This window comes from Usitatibacter rugosus (assembly GCF_013003965.1).
Classification (GTDB): domain Bacteria; phylum Pseudomonadota; class Gammaproteobacteria; order Burkholderiales; family Usitatibacteraceae; genus Usitatibacter; species Usitatibacter rugosus.
On record NZ_CP053069.1, the window covers coordinates 1287127 to 1302987 of the forward strand.

16 protein-coding genes are annotated in these 15861 nt (G+C 67.9%); 6 read left to right on the top strand and 10 right to left on the bottom strand.

The features are described from left to right. Positions 1–236 precede the first annotated feature (236 nt). The 3 genes from DSM104443_RS06435 to DSM104443_RS06445 all read right to left on the bottom strand — a co-directional run bounded on the left by DSM104443_RS06435 (position 237) and on the right by DSM104443_RS06445 (position 2348). Positions 237–566, bottom strand: a complete 330-nt coding sequence (locus DSM104443_RS06435) for a hypothetical protein (protein ID WP_212756999.1) — start codon at positions 564–566, stop codon at positions 237–239. Positions 567–711: 145 nt separating this feature from the next. Next, entirely contained in the window at positions 712–1212 is a 501-nt protein-coding gene (locus DSM104443_RS06440) for a DUF7931 domain-containing protein (RefSeq protein ID WP_171090557.1), read from the bottom strand. Then, positions 1209–2348 carry a cupin domain-containing protein gene (locus DSM104443_RS06445; protein ID WP_171090559.1) on the bottom strand — a complete coding sequence of 380 codons (1140 nt, stop codon included), beginning with the start codon at positions 2346–2348 and terminating at the stop codon, positions 1209–1211. The genes DSM104443_RS06440 and DSM104443_RS06445 overlap by 4 nt, the downstream gene beginning before the upstream one ends. A gap of 106 nt (positions 2349–2454) precedes the next feature. Between DSM104443_RS06445 and DSM104443_RS06450 the strand changes: the two genes are divergently transcribed. After that, complete coding sequence (locus DSM104443_RS06450; RefSeq protein WP_425509622.1) at positions 2455–2883, top strand: peroxiredoxin; 429 nt, start codon at positions 2455–2457, stop codon at positions 2881–2883. Continuing rightward, positions 2883–3377 carry an FKBP-type peptidyl-prolyl cis-trans isomerase gene (locus DSM104443_RS06455; RefSeq protein WP_171090563.1) on the top strand — a complete coding sequence of 165 codons (495 nt, stop codon included), beginning with the start codon at positions 2883–2885 and terminating at the stop codon, positions 3375–3377. Before DSM104443_RS06450 ends, DSM104443_RS06455 begins: the two co-directional genes overlap by 1 nt. On the opposite strand, the gene DSM104443_RS06460 is transcribed toward DSM104443_RS06455, so the two are convergent. The 3 genes from DSM104443_RS06460 to DSM104443_RS06470 form a co-directional block, all read right to left on the bottom strand. Continuing rightward, positions 3352–4269 (bottom strand): metallophosphoesterase family protein, encoded by a 918-nt coding sequence (locus DSM104443_RS06460; RefSeq protein WP_171090565.1) that lies wholly within the window; start codon positions 4267–4269, stop codon positions 3352–3354. The two genes, DSM104443_RS06455 and DSM104443_RS06460, sit on opposite strands and share 26 nt — an antisense overlap. Continuing rightward, positions 4256–6799 carry a DNA mismatch repair protein MutS gene (gene mutS, locus DSM104443_RS06465; RefSeq protein WP_171096265.1) on the bottom strand — a complete coding sequence of 848 codons (2544 nt, stop codon included), beginning with the start codon at positions 6797–6799 and terminating at the stop codon, positions 4256–4258. The genes DSM104443_RS06460 and mutS overlap by 14 nt, the downstream gene beginning before the upstream one ends. A 65-nt stretch (positions 6800–6864) precedes the next feature. Beyond that, complete coding sequence (locus tag DSM104443_RS06470; RefSeq protein ID WP_212757001.1) at positions 6865–7902, bottom strand: DUF1254 domain-containing protein; 1038 nt, start codon at positions 7900–7902, stop codon at positions 6865–6867. A 58-nt stretch (positions 7903–7960) separates the two neighbouring features. Between DSM104443_RS06470 and DSM104443_RS06475 the strand changes: the two genes are divergently transcribed. Then, positions 7961–10351: a HEAT repeat domain-containing protein gene (locus tag DSM104443_RS06475; RefSeq protein ID WP_171090570.1), complete on the top strand. Its 2391-nt coding sequence runs from the start codon at positions 7961–7963 to the stop codon at positions 10349–10351. 48 nt (positions 10352–10399) lie between these two features. On the opposite strand, the gene DSM104443_RS06480 is transcribed toward DSM104443_RS06475, so the two are convergent. From DSM104443_RS06480 to DSM104443_RS06490, 3 genes are all read right to left on the bottom strand, one after another. After that, a complete protein-coding gene (locus DSM104443_RS06480; RefSeq protein WP_171090572.1) occupies positions 10400–10864 on the bottom strand; it encodes a hypothetical protein in 465 nt (154 codons plus the stop codon). 16 nt (positions 10865–10880) lie between these two features. Beyond that, entirely contained in the window at positions 10881–11102 is a 222-nt protein-coding gene (locus DSM104443_RS06485) for a LysM peptidoglycan-binding domain-containing protein (RefSeq protein ID WP_171090574.1), read from the bottom strand. Positions 11103–11195: 93 nt separating this feature from the next. Continuing rightward, complete coding sequence (locus tag DSM104443_RS06490; RefSeq protein WP_171090576.1) at positions 11196–12527, bottom strand: NAD(P)/FAD-dependent oxidoreductase; 1332 nt, start codon at positions 12525–12527, stop codon at positions 11196–11198. A 26-nt stretch (positions 12528–12553) separates the two neighbouring features. Between DSM104443_RS06490 and DSM104443_RS06495 the strand changes: the two genes are divergently transcribed. The 3 genes from DSM104443_RS06495 to DSM104443_RS06505 are packed head-to-tail and all read left to right on the top strand — an operon-like array spanning position 12554 to position 15065. After that, positions 12554–13195 carry an O-methyltransferase gene (locus tag DSM104443_RS06495; protein WP_171090579.1) on the top strand — a complete coding sequence of 214 codons (642 nt, stop codon included), beginning with the start codon at positions 12554–12556 and terminating at the stop codon, positions 13193–13195. Continuing rightward, entirely contained in the window at positions 13192–14127 is a 936-nt protein-coding gene (locus DSM104443_RS06500) for a hypothetical protein (RefSeq protein ID WP_171090581.1), read from the top strand. Before DSM104443_RS06495 ends, DSM104443_RS06500 begins: the two co-directional genes overlap by 4 nt. Further along, positions 14127–15065 (top strand): ATP-grasp domain-containing protein, encoded by a 939-nt coding sequence (locus DSM104443_RS06505; RefSeq protein ID WP_171090583.1) that lies wholly within the window; start codon positions 14127–14129, stop codon positions 15063–15065. Before DSM104443_RS06500 ends, DSM104443_RS06505 begins: the two co-directional genes overlap by 1 nt. On the opposite strand, the gene DSM104443_RS06510 is transcribed toward DSM104443_RS06505, so the two are convergent. Beyond that, positions 15059–15853: an inositol monophosphatase family protein gene (locus tag DSM104443_RS06510; protein ID WP_171090585.1), complete on the bottom strand. Its 795-nt coding sequence runs from the start codon at positions 15851–15853 to the stop codon at positions 15059–15061. The two genes, DSM104443_RS06505 and DSM104443_RS06510, sit on opposite strands and share 7 nt — an antisense overlap. Between the last annotated feature and the right edge of the window lie 8 nt (positions 15854–15861).

Sequence of the window (15861 nt, forward strand, 5' to 3'; positions counted from 1 at the left end):
AACCACGGAGGCACGGAGACACGGAGGGCCACGGAGGAATGCTCGAATGAACGTGAGTGACGCGGTCGGTGGCGAATCGCGACTACCCGCAACTGACTTCCCTTAAAGCTTTTCTCCGTGGCCCTCCGTGTCTCCGCGCCTCCGTGGTTCAAGGGGTCCCGAGTGGGTTCAAGCAGCGGTCCACGCAGACGAAAAAAAAGCCCGCCGAAGCGGGCTTTTCCATTCGGAGAACCGAATTACTTCTTCTTCGGCGCTTCCGGAACCTGCGACTTGCCCGCATCAGCCGGGGCGGTGCCGGCGGCCGGGGGAACCGGGGTCGCGGCAGCCGGAGCGGCGGTGGCGGGAGCAGCAGCGGCAGGAGCAGCGGCGGCCGGGGCAGCAGCGGCGTCAGCCGGCTTGGCGGCATCGGCAGCGCCGGTGGCGGGCGCGGCGGCGGGGGCTTCGGCGGGCTTCGGAGCCTCGGCCTTGGGGGCGGGGGCGGGAGCCGGCGCCGGCGGGGTTTCGGTCTTGCCGCAGGCGGTCAGGCCAACGGCGAAAAGGGCGGCGAGAAGGAACTTCGCGTTCATGATTCGAGCTTCCTTGGTTGGTTTTAGCGGTGGATTGTTGTGAGGCGCTTTAATTTTTCGTGACATCCGGGGCTCGCTGCAGTGCAACGAAACGCAGGAACGACCGTAGCCAACCGAAGATTCTACCAAAGTTCCCTTTCGGGAGTCACAAGCCCAGGGTTGTCGCGGAAACGGCGGGCTCCGTGAGCTCCCAGATCTCCTCGAAGCGCTGCAGGATCGGCAGCGTGTCCGCGGGCGAGTGCAGTGCAACAATCGCGCGCGGCTGCAGGTGGTGCATCTGGTGCCACACGCTGTGGTCGTCGGCGATCACGAAAGGATCCGCCGCATTGCGGGCCTGCGCGAGCGTGCGATGGATCTCGATCGACATGGGGAACTGGCGCAGCAGCGTGAGCAGGCGCGGACACTCGCGCACCAGGTGCTCGGGCTCGTGCAGCGCGATGTGCAGCCGATGCACGCGGCCGGACACGAAGAAGGCGCGGAGCTGGTCGGCGCGAGCGGGCGAATTGAAGCCGCGGTTGGAAAGCGTGAAGTCGAAGATGCGAAGCGTGCGCTTCGCGCTGCCGATCACCTGCTCGATCGCCGCGTTCGACTCGGCGATGCCGGAGATCTGCCGGTAGCTCGGCTCGGGTGTTGCGTTCTCGGTCATCGTGCGCTCCCGCCGCCTGGATGGAGGAATCCCTGCACGTACCAGCCGTGCGCGAGGCGCCAGAACGCGGCGCCCGCCTTCACCGGCCCCGGCAGGGCGCGAGCGTCGGCCAGCGCGCGCAGCTCGCGCGCTCCACCGCCTGCTGCGAGGGCCTCGCCGTTCATGAAGAACATCCTGCCAGAAAAGAAGAAGCGCGAGCGCCGGTCGAGCACGAGGCCGGCGCGGGATGCGCGGGCCTGGAAGCGCGAGGGCGACAGCGGCTTTTCCGGCGGATCGAAGACGACGTGGGCCTTGGGCTCGGAGAGGAAGCGTCCGGCGAACTCCGCGACGTCGCGTTGCGTCCAACGAATGCCGCGCAGCGCCTTCGATGCGTGGTGCACCATCTCGCCCGGCACCTCTCCCGCATGGCGCGGCGCTTGCGCGCGCGGATCCGCGTAGTGGCCCGTGGGTGCGAGGCGATCGTGCAGGAAATCGAGGAAGCCGCCGACCAACTCGCGGTCGCTCGGTGCGCGAAATCCGATCGACCAGGTGAGGCATTCCGTGGTCGCCACGCCGTGGTGCGCGACGCCGGGCGGGAGATAGAGCATGTCCCCCGGGCCCAGCTCCCACTCCGATTCTGCTTCGAATCGTTGCAGGATTTTCAGCGGCAGTCCCGGCACGAATCGCACATCCTTGCGAGTCGACACTTGCCAGCGACGCCGCCCGTGCCCCTGCAGGAGGAAGACATCGTAGGAATCGACGTGGGGGCCGACGGTCCCGCCGGGAACCGCGTAGCTCACCATGAGGTCATCCACTCGGGCGTGCGGAATGAAGTCGAAGCGCTCGAGCAAGCTCGCGGCCGCCGCGGAGAAGTGATTGGTGTCCTGCACGAGGACGGTCCAGTCGCGCTTCGGAAGGCGGGCCAGCGCGCGCGCGGAGAAGGGGCCATGCTCGAGCGTCCACGTCTTGCCGCGGTGTTGTACCAAGCGAGCGCTCGCATCCGGATCGCCGGCGAGGCGCAGCACCTCGCGGGGCGTGAGCGGATCGGCGAACGAAGGAAACGCGCCGCGTATCAGCAGCGGCTTCTTTTGCCAGTGGCGCGCGAGGAAAGCGCGGGCATCGAGGCCGCCGAGGAAGCCGTGCTTCACAGCTTGCACGTCATGGATTTGGATTAATATTGGTTCGAGAGGTCGAGCGAAAAACGCCATGCTTCAGATAGGACAACCGGCACCGGCATTTTCCCTCCCCGACGCGAGCATGGAAATGATGAGTCTTTCCAGCTATCGGGGCAAGAAGAACGTTGTCCTCTATTTCTATCCGAAGGACGGCACGCCGGGCTGCACCATCCAGGCGATCGACTTCTCCGATCGCGAGAAGGAATTCCAGCGTCTCGACACCGTCATCTTCGGCGTCTCGCGCGACGATGTCCTCTCGCACGCCGCGTTCCGCGACGAGCATGGCCTCACGGTCCAGCTGCTCGCCGACACTGAAGAGGAAGTCTGCAAGATGTACGACGTGCTCGCCGAGAAAAGCTACGAAGGCCGCAACAAGACGATGGTGCGCCGCTCCACGTTCGTGATCGACAAGAAGGGTTTCGTGCGCCACATCCTCTCCGAGGTCAATCCGCGCAACCACGCGGACGAGGTGCTGAAGGTCGTCAAGACCCTGAACGGAAACGGCCCGGCGAACTAGTGCGGATCGATCGCGACATGGTGGTCACGCTCTCGTGCGACGTGCGCGACAGCGACGGCGAATCCCTCGAGGAAGGCACACTCGTCTCCTACCTGCACGGCGGCTACGGCGGCATCTTCCCCAAGGTGGAGAGCGCGCTTCAGGGCCAGGAGGTGGGCCACGTGCTCGACCTCTCGCTCGATCCCGCGGATGCCTTCGGCGACTACGACGCGGAGCTCCTGCGCGTGGAGCCGCGCAAGAAATTCCCCGAGACGCTCGAGGTCGGCATGCGCTTCGAAGGCGTGCCCGGCGAGGAAGACGAAGAAGCCCTGATCTACACCGTGACGGACGTGACGCCCGAAGCGGTGGTGGTCGACGGCAACCATCCCCTCGCGGGCGAGCGCCTGATCTTCCACGCCACGGTGAAGGAAGTGCGCAAGGCCACCGAAGAGGAGCTGGAAGAAGGCCAGGCCGCCGAAGATCTCGGCATCACGGCAGCCGAGGCTCGAAACTGAAGAGCTGCGGGTCGTCCGGATCCACGTAGACCTTCACCCAGCCCACCCACGGGCTGCCGAACGTTTCCATGCGCGTGAGGTTGCGGATCGCCTCGCCGCGCGAATCCTTGAAGGGATGGTCCACTCTCTGGTGGTGCGTGTCGCCATGGATGAAGGCCACGGGCTTGCCGAGCGTGGCAGCGGCGCCGGGGATCGCGTCGAGGTACCGCCGGTAGATGTCCTGCCTGCTCGCCTCCCACGGATTGGCATGGAGGATCACGGCGAGGCCGCGCATGCCGGGCGCTTGCGCCGCGCGCACGGCGATCGAAAGCCATTCGAGGTTCGCGGCGAGGCGCTTCGCGTGCTCCGCGTCGTTGGCCGCGTCGAACCCGAAGTTGTCGTTGCTGCCTTGCACGTTGAGCGTCGTGAAGACCACGCCCGATCGCGTCCAGCGGAGGTTCTCCGGGTACCCCGCTTGCCGCTCGCCCTCGATGCGCTTCGCCGTCGGGGCGAACGGCCCGCCCGTTCCGTAGTACACGGAGCGCAGCTTCTCCAGGCGCTCCAGCGGATCCATGCTGCCGTTGGTGGGGCGCCGGCAGTCGACCCAGTCGTTGTCGCCGGGCACGAAGTGGAACGGCGCCTTGAAGCGCTCGAACTGCGCGCGGCGTTCTTCGTAGAGCGCGTCGGTGCACGGCGAGTTGCCGCCGGCCTTCATGTCGCCCACGTGCACCACGAAGGCGAGGGGCTCCACGTTGATGTAATGGATCAGCTCGAGGAAGCGCACCGTCTCGTTCGCGCTGTAGGGCGCATCACCGAGGATGCCGAAGGCGAAAGCCTCGGGGTGCGGCGGCCGGGTCGCGCAGCCCGCGAGGGCGAGCGCGGCGGCGAGGAGGAGGGCGCTAAGCCTCGTCATCGGCGAGGCGCTTCAGCTTGTAGAGCGCCTCGAGGGCCTCGCGCGGCGAAAGCTCATCGGGGCGGATCTCGTCGAGTGCGTCGTGCAATGGCGACACTTCCGGCTCGGCCACGGCTGCCGCGGGCGCCGAGAAGAGATCCGGCTGCGCGCCCGCCGGGCGGAGGTGCTGCTCCAGCTCGCCCAGGTGCTTGCGCGCGGTACGCACGACTTCCTTCGGGATCCCCGCGAGATGCGCCACGTGGATGCCGTACGACTTGTCCGCGGGGCCGCCCTCCAGCTTGTGCAGGAACACGATGCGGTCCTTGTGCTCGACGGCGTCCAGGTGCACGTTCGCGATGTTGGTGAGCGCCGTGGCGAGCTGCGTGAGCTCGAAGTAGTGCGTGGCGAACAACGTATAGCAGCGCGTGGTTTCGGCGAGATGACGGGCGATCGCGTAGGCGAGGGCGAGGCCGTCGAACGTGGAAGTGCCGCGGCCGATCTCGTCGACGAGCACGAGGCTTCGCGTCGTGGCGTTGTTGAGGATCGTCGCCGCCTCCGTCATCTCCACCATGAAGGTCGAGCGGCCGCCGGCGAGATCGTCGGAGGCGCCGATCCGCGTGAAGATGCGGTCGATCGGCCCGATGCGCGCCGATGCCGCGGGGACGAAGGCGCCGCAGTAGGCGAGCAGCGCGATCTGGGCCACCTGCCGCATGTACGTCGACTTGCCGCCCATGTTGGGCCCCGTGATCAGCAGCAGCTGGCGCGAGCGCGAGAGGTCCGTGTCGTTGGGAATGAACGCATCGACCTGGCTCTCGACGACGAGATGGCGGCCCTCGCGGATCTCGAAGCAGTCTTCCGAAATGAATTCCGGGCAGGAGAGGCCCAGCGACTCGGCGGAGGCGGCGAGCGCGGCGAGCGCATCGAGGCCCGCGCCGCCGTCGGCGATCTCCTGCAGGCGGACCACATGGGTGCCGAGCTCGTCCAGCAGCGCTTCGTAGAGCTCCTTCTCGCGCGCCAATGCCCGGTCCCCGGCGGCGAGCGCCTTGTCCTCGAAGGCCTTCAGCTCCGGCGTGATGAAGCGCTCGGCGTTCTTCATCGTCTGGCGGCGCTTGTACTCCACCGGCACCTTGTCGAGCTGGCCCTGCGTGACCTCGATGAAGAAGCCGTGCACGCGGTTGAACTCGACGCGCAGGTTCGCGATGCCGGTGCGCTCGCGTTCGCGCTTTTCCATCTCGAGGAGGAAGGCGCTGCAGTCGTTCTGGATGGCGCGCAGCTCGTCCAGCTCCGTATCGAAGCCGTCGCGGATCACGCCGCCCTCGCGAATCACGGCCGCGGGCTCGTCCTGCAGCGTGGCGGCGAGGCGAGCGTGGATCGCGGGAACCGGCTGGAGGGCGCGCGCGGCCTGCTCGAGCGCGGGCTGGGCGCTGCTCGCGAGGAGCTCGTGCAGCCCCGGTAGCGTTGCAAGGGTATCGCGCAGGCCGGCGAGATCGCGGGGGCGGGCGTTGCGCAGCGCGATGCGCGAGGTGATGCGCTCGACGTCCGACCACCCACGCAGCTCGGCGGCGACATGCGGATGACGCACGGTAGCTTGCCGATCGGCGAGCGCGGCAATGGCGCCCTGCCGCTGGCGGAGCACCACCGTGTCGCGCAGCGGATGGTGCAGCCAGTGGCGAAGACGGCGGCTGCCCATCGAGCTCGCGCAGCGGTCGAGCAGCGAGAAGAGGGTGGGTGAATCCGCGCCGGCGATGGTCTCGGTGATCTCCAGGTTGCGGCGCGTGGGCGCGTCCATCTGCACGAACTCGCTCTCGCGCTCGACCGCCAGGCCGGTCACGTGCGGCAGCGCGGATTGCTGCGTGTGGCGGCAATAGCCGAGCAGCGCGCCGGCCGCACCGAGGGCCGCCTCGAGGCCCTCGACGCCGTAGCCCGAGAGGTCCGCGGTTCCGAATTGCTTGGCAAGGTCGCGCTTGGCGCCTTCCGGATCGAAGCGCCACGCCTCGAGCTTCCTCACGGACGGCGCCTCGCGGATCACCGGAGCCTCGAGATCGTCGGGCAGGAGCAGCTCCGCCACCTGCAGGCGCTCCAGCTCGGCGGCCAGGCGAATTCGCGGTACCTCGGTGACGCGCAGCCTGCCGCTCGCGAGCGACAGCCACGCGATGCCCGCGGTGGATCCCGCGACGTACGCGGCAGCCAGCAGGCTCTCGCGCGTTGCGGGAAGCAGCGCCGAATCCGTGAGCGTGCCGGGCGTCACGATGCGAGTGACCCTCCGCTCGACCGGGCCTTTCGAGGTCGCGACGTCGCCCACCTGCTCGCAGATCGCGACCGACTCGCCGGCCTTCACGAGCTTCGCCAGGTATTGCTCGACCGAATGGAAGGGCACGCCCGCCATGCGAATCGGCTGGCCCGCGGTGGCGCCGCGCGTCGTGAGCGTGATGTCGAGCAGCTTCGCGGCGCGCTCGGCGTCGGCGAAGAACATCTCGTAGAAGTCGCCCATCCGGTAGAAAAGCAGCATGTCGGGGTACCCCGCCTTCAAGGCGAAGTACTGCTGCATCATCGGGGTGTGGGCGGCGGGGGCTCGATCGTTCAAGCCCCCGATTCTACCGTCCCGCTACGCCCGCTTCAGGAGACCGGAACCGGCTCCGGGAATTTCCAGGTGTTCTTGAGGATCTCGGCGCGCGGCCGGTAGAGGCGCACGGCGGCGTTCCAGCCCTTCATGATCGGGATGCAGTTCGGAATCTTGCCGTCGCAGCCGCCGAACTGGATCGCCATCGATCCGTCCGCCGCCTTCTTGCCCGTGATGTTGTTCACCGAGTAGGAGTTGAGCGCGTTCTTCTCGAAGTAGCCCTTCTCGTTGTAGACGCTGATCGACCAGAAGCCGTCCACGGGAACGTCCTTCACGGTGAGCCGGTAGACCTTCTTGCCGTCGTTCTCGGCCGGCGTGATATTCGCGTAGGACGCATCCTTGTCCGGATTGCCGCCCCAGCCCGTCGCGGTACCGATCAGGTGCTTCACCGGATCGACGTTGGCCTTGGTGCCGAAGGACCCTTTGTAATCCTGCACGGTGGAGCCGAGCACGAGGAGCGCGTCGCGCACCTTCTTCTGGCTCACCGCGTCCCAGTTCGGCAGCTCGAGCTTGCCCGGGTCCTTCTGGGTGATCTTGATCGCGTCCTGCAGCGCATGCACGGCCTTGATGTCGGCGGGATCGTTGGGGTCGACCAGTGTGCGGATCGCGAGGTTCACGTAGCGGGTTCCCACGTCCTTCTCGGTCAGCGTGCGCTTGCCCTTGCCGTAGTACACGCCGGGCACGTAGTGATCCTCGTCGATGACCATCAACGACATGAAGCGCTTGCCCGCATCGGGCATCTCGATGGTCATGGGGCCTGCCCGGAGATCGAAGACGCCAAAGGAGTAGAGGGTGTCGCGGTTCATCCGGATCACCGTCTGGTTGTCGATCGAGGCGGGCTCCCGGCGGTGCAGCAGCTTGCCGAAGGCGCCGTCCTTCGCGTTGGCAGCCGAGTACATGTCGGTTTCCGCGCGCGCGAAGTTCTCGATCGTCACCGGCACAGGCGCGGCGGCCTGCAGCGACTTCTTCTCTTGAGCGAATGTAGGAATTGCAGCGAACGCGAGTGCTACTACCGTGGCAACGCGTGCATTCATGGCGGCTCCTTCCATCGAGTCTGCCCATGATGCCACGGTGATACCATCGCCCGCAGCCATGACGAAGCGCAAGAATCGCGCGGGCAGCGCGCCCTCGAAGCCCGAAGCTGCCGCGGCCCCCGCGCCTTCGAAGTCCCGCTCGGGATGGTGGTTGCTCGCGGCCCTGGCGGGTGCGTTCGCGATCGGCCTCTTCGCCTCGCAGGTCCTGAAGCGCGGCGTTTCCCCGGCACCGGTTCCCGCCGAGCGCGCGACGGCCGTGGTTACTCCCGCGAGTTACGTCGGTTCCGCGGCGTGCGCGTCCTGCCATGCGGAACAACACAAGCAATGGAGCGGCTCGCAGCATGCGGCCGCGATGATCGAGGCGAATGCGTCGAGCGTTCGTGGCGATTTCGCCAACGCGAAGGCCACGGTCGCGGGCGTCACGTCCACCTTCACCACGAAGGAAGGCCGCTACTTCGTCCGCACCGACGGACCCGACGGCAAGCTCGCGGACTTCGAGGTGAAGTACACGTTCGGCGTCGAGCCCCTGCAGCAATACCTCATCGCGATGCCGGGAGGGCGCATGCAGGCGCTCGGCCTCGCCTGGGACACGCGCGGGAAAGCCGAGGGCGGGCAGCGCTGGTTCGCTGTCACGCCCGCGAATCCGAAGCCCGGGAGCGCGCTCCACTGGACGGGCATCGACCAGAACTGGAACTACCAGTGCGCCGATTGCCACTCCACCAACCTGCGCAAGAACTACGATGCGGCGACCTCGACGTTCAAGACAACGTGGTCGGAGATCAACGTCGCGTGCGAGAGCTGCCACGGGCCGGGCTCGAACCACGTGAACGCGAAGGGCAAGGGAGGGCTCACCGCCGCGCTCGACGAACGCCGTGGCGTGAGCTGGGCGATCGACGCCGCGAGCGGCAACGCGAAGCGCTCGAAGGCGAAGGTATCGGACCGTGAGATCGAGGTGTGCGCGCGCTGCCATGCCCGGCGCGGCCAGTTCACCGACGAACACGTCGCGGGCCAGCCGCTGCACGCTGCCTTCCGTCCCGCCGTGCTGGAGCGCGGCCTTTACTGGCCCGACGGCCAGCAACGCGACGAGGTCTACGACTACGCCTCCTTCCTGCAGAGCCGCATGCACGCGCATGGCGTGACCTGCTCCGACTGCCACGATCCGCACACGCAGAAGCTGCGCGCTCCCGGCAACGAGGCGTGCTCGCAATGCCACGCGCCCGCCAAGTACCAGGCGGAATCGCATCATCATCATCGCGCGGGCTCGAAGGGCACGGAATGCGCCGCGTGCCACATGCCGACGAACACGTACATGGTCGTGGACCCGCGTCACGATCACTCGATTCGCATTCCCCGCCCCGACCGCACCGTCTCGATGGGCGCACCCAACGCGTGCAACGCTTGCCACGGCGACAAGAAGCCGCCGTGGGCGGCCGAGGCGCTCCGCGGCTGGTTCCCGAAGGCGAATCCCGGCTTCCAGGGTTTTGCCGAGGCGCTGCATGCGGGAGATCTCGGAGCGCCCGGGGCGCAGAGCGCGCTGCGCGGCGTGGCGAAGGACGCGTCGCAATCGCCGATCGCGCGAGCCAGTGCCATCGCGCGCCTCGGCCGCGGTCTCGATCCCCAGAGCGTCGACGTGATCGCCGGCGCATTGAACGATCCCGATGCCAACGTGCGCATGGCGGCCACGCAGGCGCTCGGCCGCGGCGACACGGAGATGAAGCTGCGCTACCTCCCGCGCATGCTCGCCGATCCGCTGCGCGTCGTTCGCATGGAAGCGGCGAGCGCGCTGGCGGGCGAGCCGGAGCGCAAGCTCAAGGCCCCGCGGCGCGAGGCGTTCACGAAAGCGCTGGAGGAGTTCCTCGCGGCGCAGCGCTTCAATGCCGATCGTCCGGAGGCGCAAGGCGCGATCGCGGCCGTGGCGCTCGCGCGGGGCGACACCGCCACGGCAATCACGGCGAACCGCACCGCGCTCAGGATCGATCCCTCCTATATCCAGGCGGCGGTGAACCTCGCGGACCTCTATCGCGGCCAGGGCAAGGACGCGGAGGGCGAGGCGGTGCTGGCGGAGGCGATGAAGGCGAACCCGGCTTCCGCGCCGGTGAAGCACGCGCTGGGGCTGCTCAGGATCCGCGAACGGCGCACGGCCGAAGCGCTCGGATTGCTGGGCGAGGCGGCGAAGCTCGCACCGGACGACGCTCGCTATGCCTACGTCTACGGCGTGGCGCTGCACGACATGGGCAAGCGCGAGGAGGCGTTGAAGGCGCTCGGATCGGGAATCGCGCGCAATCCCTACGACCGCGAGACGCTGGTCGCTCTGGCCACGTACGAACGCGAAGCGGGGAACCTCGCCTCCGCGCGTGCGCGCATGAAGCTCTTGCGCGAGCTCGAGCCCGGCAATCCCGACATCGAGCGCATGGCGGCCGAGATCGAGGGCCGCGCCCCGCCGCGCTGAAAAGAAAACGGGGCGCGCCGCGAGCGGCACGCCCCGTTCGGCCTGCCGTTACTTGACCGCGAACTTCTTCGTCTGCACGACCTGGTCGTTCAGCAGGATCTCGACCTGGTAGTCGCCGGCGGGCCATCCGTCCGGCTTGCTGATGTGGAACTCGGTGACGGCCGGGCCCGTGGCCTGGATCGTCTGCGTGTCTTCCTTCACCGGAACCGACTTGCCGCCCGTGGTGTAGGTCCAGCGCGCCTTGACCGTGGCAGTCCCGGAGCCCGTGGTGGCGACCGCGACATAGATCGTGTCCTTCTTCGCGAACGATTCGGTCGGAGCGGTGATGTTCTTGTCCGCACCCACGGCGGTGCCGAGCGTCGCGGACGACACGGCCACCACGGCAGGAGCCGGTGCGGGCGCGGGTGCCGGTGCGGGGGCCGGTGCGGGCGGGGGCGGGGTTTCCTTCTTGCCGCAGGCCACGAGGCCCAATCCGATGACGGCCACGGCGAGGTAACGCAGGTAGGTATTCATGTCGGGTCTCCGGAGGTCAGGCCTTGGGGGGAATCTTGAGCTTCTGGCCGGGGAAGATCTTGTCGGGATCCTTGATGAGGTCCTTGTTCGCCTCGAAGATCCGCTTCCAGGCGTTGGCGTCGCCGTACTCGTTCTTGGCGATCTTCGACAATGAATCGCCGGACTTCACGACATAGATCTTCGTCGCGGTAGAGCTGCCGCCGCTTTGCACGTTGGAGAAATCGGGGGTGTCGCTCATCGGGACCTCCTTGGAATGGGACTTCCGTGTCCTCAGTATGGACCGATGATCGACAGCGTACCGGGGGCGGCGTTCAACGCTGCGAGGGCGAATCTAGTGCAGCTTCACCTTCGGCTCGGTCTGCCGCTTGATGAGGCGGGCGAGGGTATCGAGCGCCATGCGCCAGAAGCCATGCAGCGCCCAGATGTGTTGCCGGTAAAGGGCAACGTAGAAGAGCTTCGCGAGGTAGCCCTCGACCCGCATGCGTCCGCCGCCCGCGAAGCCCATCAGCTGGCCGATGGTGTCGTAGTGGCCGAGCGAGATGAGGGAGCCGAAGTCGCGGTAGTGGTACGGCTGGCTCGCCTTGCCGGCGAGCCGGCGCTTGATCGTCTTCACGAGGTGGCTCGATTGCTGGTGCGCGGCCTGCGCGCGCGGCGGCACGGTCTTGCCTTCGGTCCACGGAGCGGCGGCGCAATCGCCGATCGCGAAGATGTTCGCATCGCGGGTGGTCTCGAGCGAGGGCTTCACGACGAGGCGGTTGATGCGGTCGGTCTCGAGGCCGAGTGTCGCGAGCACGTCGGCGCAGCGGATGCCGGCGGTCCACACGGTGAAGCGGCCCGGGACCTCGCGGCCGGTCGCGGTCTTCACCGCCTCTTCCGTGATGCCCACGACCTTCTCGTTCACGAGCACCTCGATGCCCAGCGACTGCAGGACCTTCAGCGTCTCCTCGGCCACGTACTCGGGCAGGCCGGGAAGGATGCGCGGGCCGGCCTCGATCAGCGTGATGCGGATCTGTTTCGTGGGATCGAAGTTCTTGAGCCCGTACGCGGCCAGCGTGCGCGTGGTGTTGTGCAGCTCGGCCGCCAGTTCCACGCCCGTGGCGCCGGCGCCGACGATCGCGATGTGCAGCACGCTGCCGTCGGCCGCGAAGTTGGCGCGGAAGCAGGCGTTCACCAGGCGGCGGTGGAATACGTTCGCGTCGCGGGCCTGGTCGATGGTGAACGCGTGCTCGCGGACGCCCGGCGTGCCGAAGTCGTTCGACTGGCTGCCGATCGCGATTACCAGCGTGTCGTACGCGAGGCGCCGCTCGGGAAGCACCTCCGCGCCTTCGTCGTCGCGAACCGGAGCCACGATCGCCTCGCGCCGTTCGCGGTCCAGGCCGGAGAGCGCGCCCAGCGCGAACGTGAAGCGGTGCCAGCGCGCCTGCGCGAGGTAGTCGAGCTGGTGCTGGTGGATGTCCATGCTGCCCGCGGCGACCTCGTGCAGGAGCGGCTTCCACAAGTGCGTCTGGTCGCGGTCCACGAGCGTGACCTCGGCGCGGCCGGAGCGGCCGAGGGAATTGCCGAGCTTGGTGGCGAGCTCGAGGCCGCCCGCGCCGCCGCCAACGATGACGATGCGGTGCGGAATGTGCGGCTGCGGGTTGGAGGCGATTGCGGTAGGCTGCATCGGACAAATTATAGGGTGCACGGCAGATGCGGCAGTGGATCGATGGCCTGCTCGCGAATTCCGCGATGAGGCAAATGGGCCACGGGCAGCGCGCGGAGGACGGCAACCTCGGGCTGGGATGGATCTACTACGCGCTCGCGCGGGCGCTGCGTCCGCAGCGCGTGGTCGTCATCGGCTCGTGGCGAGGCTTCGTGCCCATCGTGCTCGCGCGCGCGCTGGCCGACAACGTCGAGGGCGGGCAGGTCGTGTTCATCGATCCCTCGCTCGTCGACGATTTCTGGAAGGACCCCGCGGCCGTCGCGGCGCACTTCGAGGCGAGCGGTGCTCCCAACGTCACCCACCACCGCGCGACCACGCAGCAGTTCGTCGAGACCGATGTCTATCGGGCGCTTGCGGACGTGGGCCTGCTCTTCATCGACGGCCTCCATACGCACGAGCAGGCGCGCTATGACTACGAGGCCTTCCGCGACAAGCTCTTGCCCGGCGCGCCCGTGCTCTTCCACGACAGCGTGCGGCAGCGGACCTCGCGCATCTATGGCCCGGACAAGGCGTACGAGCACAGCGTGGTGGATTTCATCGAGACGCTGCGCACGGACCCGGACCTGCAGGTGCTGGACCTCCCGCTGGCCGACGGCCTCACGGTCGTGCGCCGGCGCGACGTCCCATGAGCGCGTCCCCGATCTGGGCGATCTCCTGCCTCTTCAATCCGCGCCGCTATCGCGCGCGGATCGCCAATTTCCGCGAGTTCCGCTCCCGCCTCGAGGTGCCCCTGGTCGCGGTGGAGCTCTCGTTCGATGGCCGCTTCGAGCTCGGTCCGGAAGACGCCGACGTGCTGGTGCAAGTCGAGGGCGGCGACGTGATGTGGCAGAAGGAGCGACTCCTCAATCTCGGCCGCGCGCACCTGCCGGCCGAATGCGAGGCGGTTGCGATGCTCGACGCGGATGTGGTCTTCACGCGGCGCGGTTGGACCGAGGCGGCCCGCGAGCGCCTGCGCACGGTGCCGGTGCTGCAGTTGTTCGAGCGCATGCACTACCTCGAGCCTTCGGACCGGGTCGAGGAGGTTCTCGAGCAGGGGCGCGAAGGGGGTGACCCGGGGTACGGCTGGGCGCTGCGCTCGGGAGCCGTGACGCTCGATCGTCTTCGCGAACCGGGGCCGCATGGCCGGGGCCGCTGCACGCCGGGCTTCGCCTGGGCCTACCGGCGCGACCTGCTCGATCGCCACGGGCTCTTCGACGGCAACATCATCGGCGGCGGCGATACGGCGATGCTTTGCGCCGGGTGGGGCGCGTTCGACGCCGTCGAGATGCGGCATGCCATGACGCCGCGACATCGCGACTACTACCGCGCATGGGCCGAGCCCTGGTTCGCCGACGTGAAGCGCGAGGTGCACGCGCTCGAGGGCCACCTGCTGCACCTGCACCACGGGACGCTCCTGGATCGCAAGAGCTACGATCGCCACCGGCTCCTGGCCGCGCACGAGTTCGATCCCTACACGGACATCGCGCCCCACGCGGCGGGAAGCTGGCGCTGGGCCAGCGACAAGCCGGAGATGCACCGGGGCCTCGAGCGCTACTTTGCCGACCGGCGCGAGGACGGCTGATGGGGCCTATCCGCATCGTCCGCCACGCGAGCTACCAGAAGCGATTGTTCGACGTGATCCCGGCGTGGATCGGCAACAACCTTCCGCACTTGTCGGAGCTGCTGTCGATTCGCGAGCTGCCGTGCGAATTGGGTGCGGGGGCGCGCTTGCTGGTGCCGTGGCTCCAGGACCCGGTGGAAGCCTGGTCGCGCGAGACCTACGACCTCGTGATGGCGCTGCAAGCGGAATGTGATGCGACCGGCATTCCCGTCGTGAACCGTGTGGACCGGCTCGCGAACGCAGGCAAGGCCCGCGGTTCCGAGATCGCCGCCTCTCTGGGACTGCGCTCGCCGCGCATGTCGCTCATCACCGATGCGGCCGCGTTCCGGCGCGACTTCGGCGGGCTCGCGTTCCCGCTCTTCGTGCGCGAGGATTGGGAGCACGGCTCCGTGATCCACCAGGCCGACACACCGGAGGCCGCGCGCCTCGTTCCCCTCGAGCGCTACCGGCGGCCGGTGGCCGTGGAGTTGATCGACGTGCGCGATCCGCGCGACGGCCTCTTCCACAAGTACCGGTATTTCGCGTGCGGCGAGACCGGCGTCTCCGGCCACGTGCAGGTCTCGAAATCGTGGATCACGCGGGGCAACAAGCGCATCACGAACGAGCAGACACAGGCCGAGGAGCTCGCCTACGTCGGGAACCCGGACCCGTTCCACACCCGTTTCCAGGCCCTGCGAAAGGCGATGGGGTTGGACATGATCGCTGTGGACTATGGCCTCGACGCGCAGGGCGAGCCCGTCGTCTGGGAGGCGAATCCCTATCCGCACATCCAGTTCGGGACGTACACCGCGTACCGCAACCGCGCGGTCCATCGCACGGTCGCGGGGGTCGTGCGGATGTACCTGCGGATGGCGGGATTGCCCGTGCCGCCCGAGCTGGACGGCGTCGTGGACTACTGAGGCGACTCGGCCCGCGCGCCGAGCGTCTTCAGCAGTTGCGTGAAGATCTTCGGGTTGGAGGCGACGACCTTTCCGCTCTCGAGGAATTTATCCTCGCCCTGCAGGTCGCCGATGCGCCCGCCGGCTTCGCGCACCAGCAGCGCTCCCGCGGCCATGTCCCACGGCGACAGGCCGATCTCCCAGAAGCCGTCCACGCGCCCGCAGGCGACCCACGCGAGGTCGAGTGCGGCCGCGCCGGGGCGGCGAAGGCCGGCCGTCGCGCGAACCATCGCGGAGAACTGGGCGATGTACTCGTCGAACTGCGACTCCTCGCGGAACGGGAAGCCCGTGGCGATGAGCGAGTCCTTGAAGTTCTCCAGCTTCGAGGTGCGGATGCGCCGCTCGTTCAGGTAGGCGCCCGAGCCTTTGGTGGCGGTGAAGAGCTCGTTGCGGTTCGGATCGAACACCACCCCCTGCTCGGGCACGCCGTTGTGCAGCAGCGCGATCGACACGCAGTACTGCGGGTTGCCGTGCAGGAAGTTGGTCGTGCCGTCGAGCGGATCGATGCACCAGACGTACTCGTTCTTCGCGCGGTCCTTGCCGCTCTCCTCCGCGAGGAAGCCGTGGGTGGGATAGGCCTCCTTGAGGATCTTGATGATCTCGGCCTCGGCGGCGTGGTCCACCTCGGAGACGTAATCGTTCTGCCGCTTGCGGTGGATGGTGAGGCGATCGAGGTCGTTCGCCCCCCGGTTGATCACGGCGCCCGCCTTGCGCGCGGCCTTCACGGCGGTATTGAGCATGGGATGCATGGCAGAAT